At 64.0% G+C, this 18,185-nt stretch carries 12 protein-coding genes; 7 read left to right on the top strand and 5 right to left on the bottom strand.

All coding sequences use genetic code 11. The annotated features are described in order from the left end of the window. Positions 1 to 86: 86 nt before the first annotated feature. The 3 genes from murB (at position 87) to GAU_RS00640 (ending at position 6,374) form a co-directional block, all read left to right on the top strand. A complete protein-coding gene (gene murB, locus GAU_RS00650; RefSeq protein WP_012681618.1) occupies positions 87 to 1,067 on the top strand; it encodes a UDP-N-acetylmuramate dehydrogenase in 981 nt (326 codons plus the stop codon). A 49-nt stretch (positions 1,068 to 1,116) separates the two neighbouring features. Continuing rightward, positions 1,117 to 4,944, top strand: a complete 3,828-nt coding sequence (locus GAU_RS00645) for a TonB-dependent receptor (RefSeq protein ID WP_041265110.1) — start codon at positions 1,117 to 1,119, stop codon at positions 4,942 to 4,944. 65 nt (positions 4,945 to 5,009) lie between these two features. After that, positions 5,010 to 6,374 carry a hypothetical protein gene (locus GAU_RS00640; protein ID WP_012681616.1) on the top strand — a complete coding sequence of 455 codons (1,365 nt, stop codon included), beginning with the start codon at positions 5,010 to 5,012 and terminating at the stop codon, positions 6,372 to 6,374. 66 nt (positions 6,375 to 6,440) lie between these two features. Here the strand turns inward: GAU_RS00640 and GAU_RS00635 are convergent, their stop codons facing one another. Then, positions 6,441 to 6,911, bottom strand: a complete 471-nt coding sequence (locus GAU_RS00635) for a hypothetical protein (RefSeq protein WP_012681615.1) — start codon at positions 6,909 to 6,911, stop codon at positions 6,441 to 6,443. Between the two features lie 142 nt (positions 6,912 to 7,053). Between GAU_RS00635 and GAU_RS00630 the strand changes: the two genes are divergently transcribed. The 3 genes from GAU_RS00630 to GAU_RS00620 are packed head-to-tail and all read left to right on the top strand — an operon-like array spanning position 7,054 to position 9,545. Further along, complete coding sequence (locus GAU_RS00630; protein ID WP_012681614.1) at positions 7,054 to 7,671, top strand: TetR/AcrR family transcriptional regulator; 618 nt, start codon at positions 7,054 to 7,056, stop codon at positions 7,669 to 7,671. A 20-nt stretch (positions 7,672 to 7,691) separates the two neighbouring features. Next, positions 7,692 to 8,825: an MBL fold metallo-hydrolase gene (locus tag GAU_RS00625; protein ID WP_012681613.1), complete on the top strand. Its 1,134-nt coding sequence runs from the start codon at positions 7,692 to 7,694 to the stop codon at positions 8,823 to 8,825. Between the two features lie 45 nt (positions 8,826 to 8,870). Beyond that, positions 8,871 to 9,545 (top strand): NAD(P)H-binding protein, encoded by a 675-nt coding sequence (locus GAU_RS00620; protein WP_012681612.1) that lies wholly within the window; start codon positions 8,871 to 8,873, stop codon positions 9,543 to 9,545. A gap of 88 nt (positions 9,546 to 9,633) precedes the next feature. Here GAU_RS00620 and GAU_RS20120 read toward each other — a convergent pair whose 3' ends face one another. Then, positions 9,634 to 10,626 (bottom strand): creatininase family protein, encoded by a 993-nt coding sequence (locus tag GAU_RS20120; protein WP_169307550.1) that lies wholly within the window; start codon positions 10,624 to 10,626, stop codon positions 9,634 to 9,636. A 194-nt stretch (positions 10,627 to 10,820) separates the two neighbouring features. Here GAU_RS20120 and GAU_RS00610 point away from each other — a divergent pair, with 194 nt between their 5' ends. Then, positions 10,821 to 11,843, top strand: a complete 1,023-nt coding sequence (locus tag GAU_RS00610; protein WP_156798838.1) for a hypothetical protein — start codon at positions 10,821 to 10,823, stop codon at positions 11,841 to 11,843. A 110-nt stretch (positions 11,844 to 11,953) separates the two neighbouring features. Here GAU_RS00610 and GAU_RS20115 read toward each other — a convergent pair whose 3' ends face one another. Genes GAU_RS20115 through GAU_RS00595 form a run of 3 tightly spaced genes read right to left on the bottom strand, consistent with a single transcriptional unit; the run spans position 11,954 to position 18,185 of the window. Continuing rightward, positions 11,954 to 14,086 (bottom strand): ankyrin repeat domain-containing protein, encoded by a 2,133-nt coding sequence (locus tag GAU_RS20115; protein ID WP_012681609.1) that lies wholly within the window; start codon positions 14,084 to 14,086, stop codon positions 11,954 to 11,956. A gap of 10 nt (positions 14,087 to 14,096) precedes the next feature. After that, positions 14,097 to 15,497: a DUF1552 domain-containing protein gene (locus GAU_RS00600; RefSeq protein WP_012681608.1), complete on the bottom strand. Its 1,401-nt coding sequence runs from the start codon at positions 15,495 to 15,497 to the stop codon at positions 14,097 to 14,099. A gap of 27 nt (positions 15,498 to 15,524) precedes the next feature. Beyond that, complete coding sequence (locus GAU_RS00595; RefSeq protein ID WP_052574161.1) at positions 15,525 to 18,185, bottom strand: DUF1592 domain-containing protein; 2,661 nt, start codon at positions 18,183 to 18,185, stop codon at positions 15,525 to 15,527.

Here is an 18,185-nt window from a genome sequence, read left to right as displayed (position 1 = left end):
GAGCCCCCAACGCAGGAGGCGCGGGCGCCCCGATGTCCGTGAAATGGACGCTGGCATTCGATGACGGGGATGGGGATCTTTGTGCGATGCCTGATCCTGCTTCGACATCGCCGATACACGGAGGGACCACGCCGGCCGCCCTCGCCGAGGCGCTGGGACGCGTCCTCGACACCACGCGGCTGCGCGTGAACGAACCGCTGGCTCCGTACACCACTTTTCGGATTGGAGGTCCGGCGGACGTCCTGTACGATGCCACCACGGCAGACGACCTCGCCACCGCCATTACCACCGCGAGGGCACTGAATATTCCCTGGTTCGTGCTCGGACTCGGCGCCAACATCGTGGTCGGGGATCGTGGCGTCCGGGGGCTGGTGATCCGCAATCAAGCCAAGGCCCACCGCCTCTCCGCCGACGGGACCCTCTGGACCGAAAGCGGCGCCGTGGTGCAGGACCTGGTGCTGGAGACGGTGCGGGCCGGATTCTCCGGTCTCGAGCACTACATCGGCATTCCCAGCACCATCGGTGGCGCGCTCTGGCAGAACCTCCATTTCCTGTCGCCGGCGCCCGAACGGGAACGCACGATGTTCATCAGTGAGGTCTTTGCATCCTGCGAGATCTTGCGCGAGGAAGGCGACCGCCGCGTGGTCGATGCGGACTACATACAATTTGCATACGACGACACCGTCTTCCATCACCGGCGGGATGTGGTCCTCAGTGCCACATTCCGCCTCGAGGCCAGCGATTCGGCCACGTTGCACCGAATCCTGCAGGAAAACCTGTCGTGGCGCGGCTCACGGCATCCCTGGCTGCAGGTGCACCCGAGCGCCGGTTCGATCTTCAAGAAGATCGAAGGGGTGGGAGCTGGTCGCCTCATCGATCAATGCGGTCTCAAGGGGTTCCGTGTGGGTGATGCGCAGATTTCGCACATCCACGCCAACATCCTCGTGAATCTCGGCCACGCCACGTCGGCCGATGTGCAGGCACTCATTGCCCATGCACAAGCCGCGGTGCGGGAGAAGTTCGGGTACGAACTCGAACCCGAAGTGGGCTTCATCGGGGAGTTCTAGGCGGTTCCGATTGATCTGCGGGAGCAAGGAAACGCTCCCCGCGAGGTCTGTGTCGAAGTCAGCAACCGGCATGCAGGATGGTGCCGGTCACCTCCACTTCGTCACCTCCGCCCCCTCCGACGTGTACCGTCGACTTTACGGACTCTGCGCCACGCTGCTGGTGCTGCTTGGGTGTCTCGCGACACCCGCCAGCGCCCAGCAAGTGGATGTCATCCGCGGACGCATCACCGGCGCCGACAATGAACCGCTGGAGAACGTCACCGTCATTGTGACGACCATCTCCGGCAATGTGAACCGCACCGCGCGCACTGATCGCAGCGGTCGATACACCGTGACATTCCCCAATGGCGATGGCGACTACATGGTCACCGTCAACGCGGTGGGCTTTGCGCAGAAGCGTTTCGAGATCAAACGCGTGGCCGACGAAGATGTGCTGCTGGGCGATGCCAAGTTGTCGAAGGTCGGTACGGTGCTCGATGCCATGAAGGTGACAGCCGACCGGCAGAAGGTCTCACGCAATGATGTCAGTCAGGATATCAGCGGCACGGAGCGGGTGATTCCGGCGAACAACGCCGCACTGCCACCTGACCAGATGGGTGACCTCGCTGCGATGGCCGCCACACTGCCTGGTGTGCAGTTGGTGCCAGGCCAGGACGGCGGCGCCAATGGCTATTCAGTCATGGGCATGGGCGCCGACCAGAACAACACCACGCTCAATGGCATGAATTTTGGCGGATCTGGACTGCCCCGCGATGCCCAGGTCGGAAGCTCGCTCTCCACGTCGCCGTATGACGTATCACGTGGTGGATTCAGCGGCGGACAGTTCAGCCTCAGTACACGCAGTGGCTCCAACTTCAGCGCGCGCGGCCTGAGCTTCCTCGGCGAGGCGCCGCAACTGCAGTGGATGGACGCTCCCGCACGGGCCACCGGTCAGCAGTACAGCAACGGGTCCATCGGGGGCAGTGTTGCCGGGCCGCTGGTGTTCGACAAGGCGTTTTACATGATGGCCTTTCAACTGGGCCGTCGCAGCAACGACCTGCAAACGCTGCTCAATACCTCCACAGTGGGATTGCAGGCCACGGGGATCGCCGCCGATTCGGTGCAGCGCCTGGTGGGCATCCTCGGTGCGTCGAACGTGCCCACATCGGCCAATGGTCTGCCCAACAGCCGCCTCGCCGATCAGGGCAGTGTGGTGGGCAGCATCGACTTTGCGCCACCGTCGAGCACCAGTGGCACCGCGTACAACCTGACGTTCAACGGCGCGTGGAACCGACAGAATCCGGCCACCCCACTCACGTCGTCGCTGCCCACCGCCAGCGCGCAGCGCACCGGGCTCAATGCCGGTCTGCAGGGACGACACAGTGCCTATCTCGCGGTGCGTGGCATCAACCTGCTCACGGAAACCTCGGTGGGACTGAATGCGTCGCAGAACGAAGGATCACCGTTCGTGAATCTGCCAGCCGGTCGCGTGCGGGTGAACAGCGCCTTCGGGGACGGCAGCACCGGTGTGCAGATGCTAGCCTTTGGTGGCAACCAGACCCTGGCCACGACACAATCGTCGAACAGCGTGATGGCGAACAACTCGCTGTCATGGTTCAGCGCCAACAACAAACATCGTCTCAAGCTGGCGTCGGAGTTCCGCCGAGATGGGTCGTCGCAGGACCAGACGCTGAATCGTCTGGGCACGTTCACCTACAACTCGCTGGCCGACCTGCAGGCGGGGATCCCGGTGTCGTTCACCCGCACGCTCTCGCCGCGTGAACGGGACGCGAGTCAGCTCATCGGCGCACTCTCACTGGGTGATTCATACCGCCGCACGAATCGCCTGCAATTTCAGTACGGCGTGCGTGTCGATGCCAACAAGTTTCTCGACGCCCCGGCAGTCAACAGTGCCGTGGAGCAGCGCTTTGGCGTGCGCAACACAGAGGTGCCCAATGGCATCTATCCGAGTGTGCGCGGTGGCTTCTCCTGGCAGTATGGCACGGGCCCGCAGATTGGCGCATTCGAAGGCGCCTTTCGTGGCCCGCGCGCGGTGGTGCGAGGCGGCATTGGCATGTTCCAGAACATGCCGCAGGCGACGCTCATCGGGTCGGCCATCGACAATACCGGACTGGCCAACGCCATTCAGCAACTGGCTTGCGTGGGTCCGGCCACGCCAGTGCCGGCGTGGAGCACCTACGCCAATCCCGGCAACATCCCCACCCGCTGCGCCGATGGCACCACGGGCACCGTGTTTGCGAATGGCGCGCCAAATGTCACCTTGTTCGCGAAGAATTTTGCGCCGTCCACGAGCATTCGATCCAACCTGAGCTGGTCGGGTGCAGTTCTGCGCAATCGCATGAATGGGTCGTTCGACGCGACCTATTCCATCAATCAGCGCCAGTCGAGTTTTGTCGATCGCAACTTTGCCGGTGTGGAGCGGTTTGTCATCGACAATGAAGACGGGCGACCCGTGTACGTGCGCCCGACCAGCATCGTACCACTCACCGGTGGCATTGCGGCAGGTGACGGACGCCTGGACTCCACCTTCCAGCGCGTCACGGAACAGCGCAGCGATCTGACCTCGCGCAGTGCGCAGTTCACCGCGCGGTTTTCACCGATGACGTTCAACAGCACCATTAGCTGGAACGCGAGCTACACGTACAGCAATGTGCGCGAGCAGTTTCGTGGTTTCTCCAGTACCGCTGGCGATCCGAACGCCATTTCCTGGTCACGTTCACCGTTCGACTCGCGTCATCAGATCACGTACAATGTGACCTGGAACGCGTTCGATTTCATTCGTATCTCCTGGGGTGGCCAGTTCCGCTCCGGCTCCCCCTTCACGCCGTCCATCGGCGGCGACGTGAACGGCGACGGCTTCAGCAATGACCGCGCATTCATCTTCGATCCGTCGACATCAGGAGACGCCACCACGGCGGCGGCCATGCAGGCGTTGCTCGACAAAGGCTCCGACGTGGCCCGTCGCTGCCTGAGCAAGCAGCTCGGCACACTCGCCGGCCGCAATAGCTGCGAAGGCCCGTGGATCAGCACGGCCAACCTCTCCTTCTCGTTCAATCCGCTCAAGGTGCGCATGCCGCAGCGCGCCACGCTCAGTTTCAACGTGAGCAACCCGCTCGGTGCGGCGGACCTGCTGATGAACGGCGCCGATAACCTGAAGGGTTGGGGCCAACAGGTGTTCGTGGACCCGGCGCTGCTGTACGTGCGTGGGTTTGATCCCGTCACCAAGCGCTACAAGTACGAAGTGAACCAGCGCTTCGGTGCCACCAATCCGCAGTTCCAGCAGTTCCGCGCGCCAGTCACGGTGAGCGCCATGCTGTGCTATGACATCGGTGCGACGCGCGAGCGGCAGGTGCTTACGCAAACACTCGATCGGGGCCGTCGCACGCAGGGCACCAAGGCACAGGAAGCGGTCATCAAGGCGCAGTTTGGCACCGGTGGCGTGCCCAATCCGTTGGCCACGATCCTGCGCGACCAGGATACGCTCAAGTTGTCGTCTACACAGGCTGACAGCCTGGCCATGATGAATCGCCGCTATACGGTGCGCCTCGATTCCATCTGGGCCCCGATCGCCAAGCGTTATGCCGAACTCCCCAGTGGGTACAGTCGTGATCGGGTGTACTGGGAATACGTCAAGGCACGTGAAGCCAGCATCGACATCCTGCGTGGATATGCGCCCGCCGTGCGTGCCCTGCTCACCGATGCGCAGAAGCGCCGACTGCCGGCCTTCATCACCACCTCGCTCGACGATCGGTACCTGCGCAGCATTCGCTCCGGCACGGCCGGTGGTGGCGGCCCGATGATGCTGCCCGGTGGCGCGACGTTCATGGGTGCCGGCGCCATGGGTGGTGGAGCACAGACCACCATCATCATGCGATGACACGACGGAACACCACGGCTTCGGCCGCTGCTCGATAGTCTCTTTTCTCCCTCCATTCTCTCACTATGCCTCCTCTCACATTACGCGTCGTTGCGACCGGTGTCGCCGTCACCGGGATCGCGTTGAGTGCTTCCTTGGGCACGTCCCAAGTCCTTCACGCGCAGGAACGCCCAACCATCCGTCAACTAGGCCCCGCACTGGCCACGTCCGCCGATTCGCTGGGGCAGGTCAACAACATCCGTCCGTTGTCTGACGGACGCTTGTTGATCAACGATGCGGCAAGCCGGCGTGTGCTGCTGGTGGATTCCACGTTCAAGGTGCTTTCGGTCGTGGCGGATTCCACACCAAGCACGGCCAATGCCTACGGCCCACGCTCGGGAAGCCTGATCGCCTATCGTGGCGACTCCACGTTGTTTGTCGACGCGGCTTCGTTGTCCATGTTGGTCATCGATCCAGCGGGCAAGATCGCGCGTGTCATGTCGGTACCACGTTCGCAGGACGCCATGATGCTGGCGTCGGCCGGTCTGGGCGGCGCGTACTATCACGACGGCTACCTGATCTACCGCGGCATGCCGCAACTGCAGATGCGCATGGCGCCACCGGGAGGCGGCGGCGGTGGTCTTCCGCAGATGCCACAGCAGCCTGACACGATGGCGGTCGTGCGGGTGAACCTGCAGTCGCGTCAGCTCGATACGGTGGGATTCGTGAAAGTACCGAAGACCAACACCAACATGTCTCGCTCGGACGACGGCAAAATCACCGTGTCCATCGAAGTGAATCCCCTACCGGTCGTCGACGAGTGGGCCGTGACGTCGAAAGGCGACGTGGCCCTGATCCGCGGGCGCGACTATCACGTGGACTGGATGTCCAGCGACAAACAATGGCGCAGCTCAGCCAAGATTCCGTTCGACTGGAAGCGCCTTACCGACGAAGACAAAGTGAAACTCATCGACTCGGTGAAGGCCATTCGTGATCGCCAGGCGGCCGCCAATCCCAATCAGGGGCAGCAGATGGCGCAGGCGTTCGGGGCAGCCATGGGAGGTGGCGGTGGTGGCGCCGCACCTCAGGTCGTGATGCGCTTTGAATCGCGGGGTGGTGGCCCCGGCGGCCCGGTGCAGGCCCCGCAGGTGGCGCCACCGCAGATCAACTACGTATCGCCGAGCGAGCTGCCGGACTATCAGCCGCCGTTTTTTGCCACGAGCACACGACCGGATGCGGATGGCAACATCTGGGTGCGCACCATCCCCACCAAGCCGCAGCCGGCGGGCTCGGTGTACGATGTCATCAATGGTCAGGGTGAAGCGGTGGACCGTGTGCTGATACCAGAGAATCGCACGATCATCGGCTTCGCACCGGGCGGCGTGGTATTCATGGCGGTACGCGACGGTGGACCGTTCCGGCTCGAGCGAGCACGCATCGACAAGAAGTAGTCAGCGGCCGCCAACAGCGATTTTCGCAGCGCAGACACGCGTGGGTGGCCGATCGGCTGATGCCGATCAGTCGCCCGCGCGTTCTGTTATCCGCACGGTGCGCGACACACTGCGGCACAACCGCTCGCCGGATCGGCAATAGCTTGTATGCAGCGTGGCTTCGCTGGGCGCGCCGCTGCGTGGCAGCATCAGGGCCACGTCTCCGACGAAGTACGCGCTATCCGGTGTGATCTCCGAACCCTGGAAGCTGAGACGCCGTCCGTCCGGCAGTTCGAGAACCGGTGGCTGCAGGGCATTGATCTGGTCACCGATCGCAGCATCCATGACCAACCGCACGGAGTCGGTGCGGAATTCCACGCGCACATTCGGCCCCGAGTCGCTGACGGCCGCGTCGCGGCCATCCGGCCGTACGCCACTCATGGCCGCACCCAGCAGACCGGCGCCGGCCGCGGTGTCTGTGCCGCGTGAGCTCGCCGAGGTTTCGCCTGCGCCACAGGCGGCCACCGACAATGCGGCCGCCACGACCACCGCGACCATCGGTAGGGGCCGTCGGAGGGGGGCACCAGCAGCTCGCCGGGGATTTCTGAGCCACGAGATAGACATACCCCAAAAGTAGCCCTGTCAGGTATTGAGCGCAGTCTTACTTGACAGAAAGTATCTAATATGTCTGTGTTGACATATGAGTACAGTCCAAGAACAGGACGGCATGCCGTCGCTGCCCGATTCCGGGCGCCTGGAGGCGCTGCTCGACGCCGCACTGGGCGTTTTCATGCGTTTCGGATACCGGAAAACGTCCATGCAGGATATCGCGGACGCCGCACAGATCTCGCGACAGGGGCTCTATCTGCATTTCGCGGCCAAGGAGCAACTCTTCCGCGCCGTGGTGGAGCACGCCATGCGACGCGCCGAGCTGGCGGCGCAACGGGCCCTGGAAACGCCGGATCTCGAGCAGGGACTGGTGAGCGCGTTCGATGCGTGGATGGGTGACTTCATCGGACTGGGGTCGGCAGTTGCCTCGGACCTTCGCGAAATCGGTCCGACCTTGATCGGCCCGATGGCCGCTGAATACGACGCACGATTTCACCAGGTACTCGCCCGGCGTATCGCGGCTTCACCGCTGACGCCGATGCTCGAGCCCCTGGCACTCACGCCGGCCCAACTCGCGGTGATGCTGCATGCCGTGGCGCGGGGCCACAAACACAGCGCCACATCCCGCGAGCAGTTCCGCACTCTCATTGGCGACGCCGTGCGCGTGATGTGCGCACCGTTGCTGCTTCAACACACGCGTACGGCCTGAGCCATCCGAAAAACCACTCCATGAGCACCGCCACACTCTCTCCCTGTGATGCCATCGGCGCACACCGCCTTGGTCCCCGCGTCGGCACGAGCCCCAGCGCACAGTTGCGTGCCGCGCGTATCGCGAGTTCACCACAATCGCGCGACGGGCGTTTTCTGAATGTTGAGCCGATGGTGATGAAGGTCGGTGCCATGGTGCAGGGACTGTTCACGCGCAGTCGGCAATCGGTGCCATCGCATGTGCTGCCGGTGGTGCGTCCAAGCGATGTTCGGCTCACCGCCCCCGCCCACGCGCCGCGTGTGACGTGGTTTGGTCACTCGTCACTGCGTCTCGAAATCGGTGGACTGGATGTACTGATCGATCCGGTGTGGGGAGAACGCGCTTCGCCGGTGAGCTGGGCTGGTCCACGTCGGTGGTATGCGCCACCTACGGCTCTCGACGATCTGCCGCTTCCCGATGTCGTGGTGATTTCGCACGACCACTACGATCATCTCGATCAGCACACCATCGTGACGCTCGCCGTACGTCACGCGCAGCAGCGCACGGCCAACGGCGCGATGCAGCGCGGCTCACGTGCCTTGCGCTTTCTCGTGCCACTGGGCGTGGGGGCCCATCTCGAACACTGGGGCATCGCTCCCGAACAGATCACCGAATGTGACTGGTGGGAATCACAGCAGATCGGCGGCGTAACCTTTACCTGCGCACCAGCACGTCATGCCTCGGGCCGTTCATTGCTCGATCGCGATGCCACGTTGTGGGCAAGCTGGGCCATCACCACCTCTGCGCACCGGGTCTTCTACTCGGGTGACAGTGGCATGACCTCGCTGTTTCATGATATCGGTGAGCGCCTCGGACCTTTCGATCTCACACTGATGCAGATTGGCGCCTACGGTCAGGGTTGGCCAACGGTGCATCTCTTGCCGGAGCAAGCGGTGACGGCACAAGAAGCCCTGCGAGGCCGTGCGATGTTGCCCGTGCATTGGGGATTGTTCAATCTCGCATACCACTCGTGGGATGACCCCATCGAACGTCTGCAGGCGGCTCACACCGGTTCACGTGCCCTGCGCGACCTGCCACTCCTCACGCCGCGTCCCGGCGAAACGATCGGCCTCGATGGTGCAGGAGCCACACGCGCCTGGTGGCGTGATCGCTGATCCGTCCGTTCCTTCGCATTTCGGCTCTGTCTCGGAGATCCGCCCATGAAGATCGTGTTGTTCGGCGCCACCGGAATGATCGGGCAGGGTGTACTGCGCGCACTCATCGACGAGCCCCGCATCACGCGCATCGAAGCCATCGTACGGCAACCGCTGTCGTCGCCGTCACCCAAGGTGCACAGCGTGGTGCATCGCGATTTCACCGATTTCACCGGTGTAGGCGATGCGTTCCTCGACGTGGACGCCTGCTGCTTCTGCCTCGGCGTATCGTCGGCTGGCATGTCGGAAGCCGCCTACACCGCGATCACCTACGACGTGACGGCCGCGGCGGCGGACGCCCTCTACCAGGGAAGTCCGAATGCGCGCTTCCTGTTCGTATCCGGTGCCAGTACCGATGCCACCGAAAAGGGACCGGTGATGTGGGCGCGTGTGAAGGGTCGTGCCGAGAACACGGTTCGCGCACGGTTCGGCAAAAACGCCTACGTATTCCGGCCGGCGTTCATTCAGCCGTTGGACGGCATCCGTTCGCGGACGGCCGTGTACAATGTGCTTTACAGTGTGTTGCGAATCTTCGTGCCACTCATTCGTCGCCTGGCACCTGATTCCACCTCCACGACCCGCATCATCGGTCGGGCGATGACGCAGGTGGCTCTGCACGGCACCGACCAGCAGGTGCTCGAGGCCCGGGACATCAACCGGGTTGGCGCGGCTCTCAGCTAGAGGCCCATGTCGGTGCATACAAACTGCTTGCCACGGATGACGCGGCTATAGCCGTGTCATCCGTGGCAAAGTTTTCCTGTCAGAATGATCAGAACGTCCCACCAGGCGCACGACGCGGCGGCGCCGGCAGCGTACCCTTGTTGGCAATCGCCTTGTTGATCGCCTCGATGGTGACCTTGGCACGATACTCCACGATCTGGCGGGCCAGCTCCGTGTTCTTCTTGCGATCGGCCACCGACACGCCGTTGATCGTTGCCTTGCCGGCCTTCACGCGCTCGTCGTAGCGCACGCTCTTTGGATCATCGATGAACATGTTGAGCGTGATGATCGCGTCGTCGTGCAGGTTGTCCGCCGTACCCTCCACGAGGCCTCGCGTCTTCATGTACTCGGTCACACTGGCGTAGTCGTAGTACTCCTGCACGTGCGCCACCACCGGGGAGCCCTGCCAGATCTTCGTGAGCGAGTCCGCCACCGCACGCTGGCCACCCTGATTGCCACCGCTGTCGCCGATCAGGATGATGTTCTTGAAGCCATGGACCTTGAGGCTGTGCACCAGGTCCGTGAGCAGGTTGCGGAACGTGCCTTCACGGAGTGTCATCGTGCCGGGCGACGTCATGTGGCCGGAGGGCGGCTCGAGATTGCCTTCGGGCACGAACTTCACGATGGGCGCACACAGCGCGTTGCCCAGCTTGCGGGCAATGGCCTCACAATTGGCGTGCAGCACGTAATTGTGCTTGCCCGTGACCAGCCACGGCCCGTTTGGCTCCATACCGCCCGTGGTGATGATGACCGTCGTCTTGCCGGCCTTGAGCGCATCACGCACATCCATCCACGTCATTTCCTCGAGCCACACCGTGTTGGCCGTCGGCAGCGGGTTCGGCGTATCCGCGCAGTTGTAGGGATTCTGCGGGCAATTGCCGCCCCCCATGGAACGGGGATCGCGCGGCGCGCCGGGCTGCGCCTGTGCCGCCGGGGCGAAGAGCGTGGCGGTCGTCACCATGATCGCGGCGGATGCCAGCGCGGTCCGAATGGACGCAGTGAGCGAAGTACGCGGGGATCGCGTAATAGGGAGGAGAGGCATGCTGGTCATACCGGTGGGGAGAGGAAACGGCAGCAGGTGGGACGCGGCAGATGATCGCCGACCCCACGACGTTGCGTCTTTCCGCACGGTCGCGCCAGTTTCACGCGTGGGTTTTCGTGATCGCTTTTCCGTTGCGCTCCCTCCTTCCTGGCGCTGCAATGTCCCACCTCCCGCCCTTCGTCGGACGCATCTCCATGCCTCGCCCTACCCTGGCGCGTACCGTGTCGTGCGCAGTGTCCAGCACCGCACTGCTTTCCGCTGCATTCCTGCTTCCGCATGGCGTGTTGCAGGCGCAATCAGCGCCCGGTCGCGCTCCATCTGTGGATGTCTCGAAGCTGGCCGAGATCCACGTGGCGATCACCGCCGTCAACGATTCGGCTGATGCGCGTCAGGCGCAGGCCAAGAACAAGACCGGCGAAGCACAGCATGAACTGGCTGCCAAGAAGCGGCAGCTCATCACCGAGCTCCTCAAGTCGAAGGGGCTCTCCGACACGGCTTATCAGCGCCAGCGATTTGTGGTGAGCACCGATCTCGGGCTGCGCGCGCAATTCGACAGTGTGGTGGCCAAGCTCACCGGGGCTCCGTTGCCAGGCCGCATTGCGGCGCCGGTCGCCCCGGGATTCGTGGCCGCAAGTGCACTGCCGCCAGGCATGGTGGGCACGCACATCGGGCATGTCACCACGAGCTTCGTCGATACGCCGGAAAAGGCGGGCCTGCTGCCCATCGCGTTCACCGAGGCGCAGGTGGCATCGCAGCATGCGGCACTCGCCACACGGAACACGACCGATCTCGCGGCGATGAAGCTGCACGCTGGCCACGTGTTGCATGCGGTCGATCCCACCATTGTCACGACCGGCCCCGGCAAAGGATTCGGCGTGAAGCGCGCGGCGTTGGGTGTCGCGCAGCACATCGAGCTGGCGTCGAAGGAATCCACGGCCTCGCCCAATGTGAAGATTCACTCCACACACATCGCCACGGCGGCGCGGTCCACGGCCACGCGCGTCGATCAGGTGATTGCACTGGCGAAGAAGATCCAGGAAACCAGCGATGTGAAGGAAGCGGCCACGCTCACCGGTCAGTTGGCCTCTCTGGCCTCACAGCTTGCCGCCGGTGCGGACGTGAACGCCGATGGGCGGATCGACTGGGGCAACGGCGAAGGTGGTCTGCAGCAGGCGCAGGAGCACATCACGCTGCTGTTGGCCGGCGAGAAGAAGTAAGCAGCGCCACCATCCTCGGAACACCGAAACACACGAAGGGCCCGCGACCGTGTCGCGGGCCCTTCGTTGTTGTGCAGCGTGGTACAGCGTTGTGCAGCGGTGATGTCAGATCAGCAGGAGACGCAACGATGGCTATTCACCGCGCCGAGCTTCTCGAGCAACACGATGGTCTCGGGGAAGGGGCGCAGACGCTCCACCGGGCCGTTGGCCATGTCGATCGTCGTCTTGAAATCGCGACCCACGGCCTTCGGGTCGGCGCCCTTGCTCACGAGATAGTTGATCATCTCGTTGTCGCCGCGCGCCGCCGCATGATGCAACGGGGTGTAGCCGTTGATGTCACGCTTGTTGACGTCGTGATGCAACTCTTCGACGAGATACTTCATCACGGGCATCCAGCCATCCGGCGCATGACGATGCGAGTTGCCGGCGAAGCCGTTGCCATAACCAACACCGGCCGCCGCATGGATGGGATAGACGCCGATACCGGCTGGCACGGCCTTGGAAGCAGAATCGATCGCGGCGTTGAGCGCCACGGCGGGTGCCCGTCCAAAACCACCACCACGACGTGCCGTCGTGGGCGCCTTGTACTGGGGAATCGTATCAACGGCGCCGGCCGCCTTCAGCAGCTTCATCGCTTCCAGGTCCACACCATACGTGGCACGCCAGAACGCAGAGGTGCCATCGAGCGCTTCGAGACCGCAGTTGGCGTTACCACAGTTGCTGAACCCGAAGAACCACAGATTCTTGCGCAAACGCACGTTCACGTCGGCGCCGGCCTTGATCAGTGCATCCATCAACTCGATGTGCGTGGTCTTCTGCGTCTGAATGGCCTGCGGCTGCGGATACCGCGACCGCGGGTGCCACATCACGTTGATCGTGGCATACAGCGGCGTGAGGCCGTGAATGCTCTCGATGCGCACGTTCGCGCCCTTCTTCACCATCGCCATCGCGAGATCGAACTGGCCATTGATCGTGGCCATGAGCAACGGAGTCACGCTGTCGCTGACCGCGACTTCGTTGATGTTCGCACCCGACTCGATGAGTGCCATGGCGGCGGCCAGGTTACCCTGCCGTGCCGCATGGTGGAGTGCGGACAGTCCGCCCATGCTGCCAACGGTGGCCTCATAGCCGGCATTGAAGCCGTTCGTGGTATCGGCCGGGATGATCGTCTCGACCTTCCCGTCGACCTTCTGCTTGCTGTCGTACACCGTGCGACCGGCCAGAATCGCTTCCTGCACCTGAGCTGGCGTCAGATCATTCACCGGCGGCGCCTGCACGCCAACCTTGAATGCCGGCTTGGCCGCACTGTCACCGGCGGGCTTTGCAGCGGCTGCGGTAGCGACCGCTGGAGCCGCCGTGGCCGGTGCAGCGCCAGCGGGTGCGGCAGCACGTGCGGGCGCCGCCCCACCACCTGGCTGGGCACCGACAGCCGGCGTGGCCGGCGCACCGCCCGCCCGTAAGCGAAGCTGCGCAGCCTGCTCGGCCGCCTGCTTTTCGAACGCCTTGATCACCGAATCGCGCATCTTCTCAGGCAGGAAGCTGAACAACACTTCGTTGCGCTTCCGAGCGGCCGCCTGCTGGCGCGACAACTCTTCGGTCAGATCGACCGTGCTCGTACGGATCGACGCATCGGCGCCTGCCGCCATCAGCGCCTTCACGGCCTCGGCACGATCCGACGCTGCCGCAAACATGAGCGGCGTCTGACCCCACGTCGGTTCCTTCGCGTTCACATCCGCCTTCGCCGCCACCAGCGACTTCACGCTGGCCACATCACCGGCCTGCGCCGAAAGGTGCAATGCGGTCGCACCCGTTTCCGTGCGTGCCTTGGCATCTGCACCGGCAGCAAGCAAAGCCTGGACCACGGCGCCGTTGCCCGCACGTGCAGCCACGTGCAAGGGAGTGTACGCGCCATTGCGCGTGATCGGCGTGAGCTTGGCACCCGCCTTGATCAGCGCGGTCGCCATCGCGGCATCACCACGATCAGCCGCCCAATGCAGCGCCGTCATACCATCACCCTGCGCCGCGTTCACATCGGCTCGCGACGCAATGAGCGCGCGCACGGCCGCGATATCACCACGCATGGCCGCCTGCGCCATGGCCGTCGACGACACGGCCACCGTGTTGGGCGACGACGATACCCGCATCACCGGCTTGCTGTCTTGCGCTGCCAGCGGGGACACCGTCCCCGCCAGTAACGCGGCGGCTCCTACGAGCCGCGTCGACCACTGAGTCCGCACGTCCATCAGAAAATCCTCAGGCGTTGGAGTACAGTGCAAACGGCGAGACGCTGTCGCCGAAGCTCGGCGTGTCGATGCCGTAGTTGTGCAGCAGCGACAGGAACACGTCGGCCATCGGCGTGCCGTCGGGTGCCTTGAGGTGCGTGTTGCGCGGCAACTGCGCCTGGTCGCCGCTGAGCAGGATGAGCGGGCAACGACGGTGGTTGTGGACGTTGCCGTCCGCCATCGGCGAGCCGTACACGATGGTGGTGTTGTCGAGCAGGTTGCTGTCGCCGTCCTTCGTTTCCTTGAGACGCTCGAGGAAGTACGGCAGCATCGCCACGTGATACTTGTTGATCAGGTTGAATTCCATGATGGCCGCTTCACGACCGCCATGGTGCGACGCCGGGTGGAAGCCCTTGTTCGTACCGCTCTCGACGAACACGCGGCTCGACGCATCGCGGCCCGTCTTGAACGAGAACACACGGGTCATGTCCGACTGGAACGCCAGCACCTGGATGTCGAACATCAGGCGCATGTGCTCCTCGAAGCTGTCCGGCACACCAGCCGGAGCTTCCGGAATCTGCCGCTCGTCACCACTGGTGTTCTTGGCTTCGACCTTCTCGATGCGACGCTCGAGCTCGCGCACGTTCTCGAGGTACTGATCCACACGACGACGGTCGGCGGCGCCCAGATCGCGCTTGAGCGAGTTGATTTCGCCCACCACCCAGTCGAGGATGCTGCCGTTGTCCTTGCGACGCGCCGAACGATCGGCGTTGTTCGCGCCAGCACCAAAGAGCATGTCGAACGCCGCGCGCGGATTGCGGATCATCGGCAGCGGCTCAGTGGGCGAGGCCCAACTGATCGTGTCGGTGTACGCGCAGGCGTAGTTGTAGAAACACCCGCCGGCCTGATCGAGATTTTCGATGCAGAGCTGCATCGACGGCAGCGGCGTGTCCTGACCGATCTTGCGCGCCACGATCTGGTCGAACGACGTGCCCACGAACAGATCCGAGCCCTGCGTCTGCTTCGGGTGCGACTGCGTGAGGAACACCGCGCTCGAACGGAAGTGATCGCCGCCGATTTCCGGCGCGTCGAACGCTTCGGCCATGCGCACGTCGGTGTTGCTCACGATCGTGAGGTTGTCACGCCACTTGTCGAGCGGAATGAGCGCGCCTTCCGGGTTGAGCGAGAACTGCTTGCCCACCCCTTCCGGCGCCCACAGGAACTTGGACGCGCCCCACGTATTGCTGCCGGCGGCGCCGTGCACGGACTCGATGCACACCAGACGCTTGTGACCGGTAGCCGCTGCACCACCGGCCTTGGACAGGAACTGCCCCGCCGGTGTCATGGCATCGAGATACGGCAACGCGATCGTGGCGCTCATGCCCTGCAGGAACGAGCGACGGGCGAGAGTCTTCTGAGTGAGAAATTGCATTGGATGCTCCTGGCGGTATGGGTCGGCTCAGTTGTGTGACGCGTCAGCCGACACAGGCTCGGCGCGCTTGGAGTGGAAGGCCTTGCTGTTCACGACACCCATCACAAACGCGGACATCTTGTACTGCTGCTTGGCGGCCGAACGCTCGATGCTGCGGATCGTCGGCTGGTCGTAGTCCTCCGCGCGGCGTCCGAGCGCGTAGGCCATGAGGTTTTCGGTGAAGTTGCGCATCAGGGGCACCGGACGCTTGAGCAGCGCCGTGGTCAGATCGGACGGCGTGGTGAGCGGCGTGCCGTCATACAGCTTGCCCCGCGTGTCGAGCAGTGCGCCGTTTTCGCGATAGCGCAGCTTGCCGGTCACGTCGAAGTTGTCGAGTGCGAGACCGATCGGATCGATGAAGTTGTGGCAGGACATGCACGACGGGTTCTCACGGTGCATCTCCATGCGCTCACGCGTGGTGAGCGGCTTGCCTTCCTTGCCACCAGCCGTCTGCTCGAGATCGGGCACGTTCGGCGGCGGCGGCGGTGGCGGCGTCCCGAGCAGGACTTCCATCACCCACTTGCCACGCAACACCGGCGATGTGCGGTTGCCGAGCGACGTCTGCACCAGCACGCTGCCCTGACCGAGCACACCACGACGGTGGTCATCGGCGTAGGCCACCTTCCGGAAGTGGGTACCGACCACGTTCGAAATGCCGTAGTGCTTGGCCAGACGTTCGTTCACGAACGTCGAATCCGACGTGAAGGCCGTGAGCACGCTGCGGTCCTTGCGCACGAGATCTTCGAAGAACATCTCGGTTTCCGTTTCCATCGCATCGGCCAGTTGCTGGTCGTAGTCCGGGAACAGGAAGGCATCGGGATGCACCTTCTCGAGATCCTGCAGGCGCAACCACTGCGCGGCGAAGCGGGTCGACAGCGCCTCGGCGCGCTTGTCGGCGAGCATGCGCTTCACTTCGGCGTTGTACACCGCCGGCACCGAGAGCTGCTTCTGGCGCGCCAGCGTCAGCAGCCGATCGTCAGGCACCGTGCTCCAGAGGAAGAACGACAGGCGCGACGCCAGCTCGATATCATCGATGCGGTAGTCCTTGCCGGCCACCGTGTTGGCGGGCTCACGCTCGATACGGAAGATGAAGTGCGGGCTGACAAGCAGGGCCTGCAGACCCAACCGGACACCTTCCTCGAACGCGTTGTCCCCGCCCGCCGCCGCCCCGCGATCATAGAAGGTCATGAGCGCCTTGCGGTCATTCGCGTTGAGCGGACGACGATAGGCACGCGTGGCCAGACGCGACAGGATCGACTCAGCGCAGGGGCGCTGTGCTGCGGCGGTCTTCGGATTGCAGGTGAAGATCGCCTTGCGGCTCGGGGAGTCCGACAGGCCAGTCACCTTGGACGGGCCCATGATCAGGAACTCCATCAGGAACGCCGGCTCGGTGGTACCGGCGGCGCCGGTGCCGCTCGACGCCCGTGACCAGTCATGCGGCCTGATCAGATCTTCGTACGGCCCCTCGGCCTTGCGAAGGAACGCCACCGAAACCTTCCGCTGGCCGCCCTTCACCGGGATGGGCTCGGTCAGGAGGTAGTCGGCGCCCAGCGGCAAGTCGGCCGACTCGCTGTTGCGGGCGACACCCCGGTCGTAGTGCAGCAGCGAAACCCGCTCGCCGTCAATGGAGACATCCACGTCTTCCACCGGACGACCCACCCCGCCGCCCACATTCACGCGGATCTGGTAGAGGCCGTCAGCCGGGAAGGTATGGGTCACCACCATACCGCCGCGTGTGCCGTAGGGCGTGCCTTCGACGTAGTCCCAGGGATGCTGAGACACGAACGGCGAAATGCGATAGTTCGACTGTCCCGCCGCCGCCGTCCGGTCACCCACCGCCATGCGGCTCACGGCCGAGGCCGCATTCAGGTAGCCGTCGAGCAGGGTCGGCGACATCGCCTGGGCATCGGAGATGTTGTCGAAATTGGCGCTCTTGGTGTCGAGCGGCAGCCAATCACCCGGGTCGATCTCGAGCGCCAGCAGGTCGCGCACCACGCGCTGGTATTCCGGACGGTTGAGGCGCTGGAAGACGCGTGTGCCCGGATTGACCGGAATCGCGTCGATGGTCTGCTCCAGCGTCTCCACCAGGGCCTGCAGCGTGTCGCCGCCCGGGCGCCGGGATCCCGGCGGGGGCATCATCTCGGTGCGCAGCTTGCGGATCATCTTCTCGGAAACCGAGAGCTGCGATACGGCCGAGTCGAGGGAATAGCCACGAAGCGAGAGATTACCGCTTCGGGCCGCGCGCTGCGGGTTGTGACACGCGCCGCAGTAGCGCTGGACGGTGGAATCGAGCGCGGCCATTTCGATGCCGCGCGCGCCATACTTGGCCTTCGCCTTGGTCGGATACATCGGCCTGGCGAGCACCCCATGGATCCCGGCGACCGGTGCGGTCGCGGGAGCAGTGGGCGTTCGCACGGTTGCCGTGCGCACGATCGAGGGGGGAGGCGTAACGGGTGTGCCGTCGCGATCGGACGGCAGCGCCGATGATGACGTCGCCGGCGAAAGCAGCGATGTCACCAGAGTCACGGTGGCGGTAATGCCCGACCACGCGAGTAAAACCTTCATGCCGGCCACTCCAGACGGGATGGCGCGCAGTTCATGCGAACTGCGCGAGTCGAGCCGCATGCACACCAGCGGATGCGCTCGCAT

Origin of the sequence: Gemmatimonas aurantiaca T-27 (assembly GCF_000010305.1) — a bacterium.
Taxonomy (GTDB): Bacteria; Gemmatimonadota; Gemmatimonadetes; order Gemmatimonadales; family Gemmatimonadaceae; genus Gemmatimonas; species Gemmatimonas aurantiaca.
This window is presented reverse-complemented; position numbering and strand designations above follow the sequence as displayed.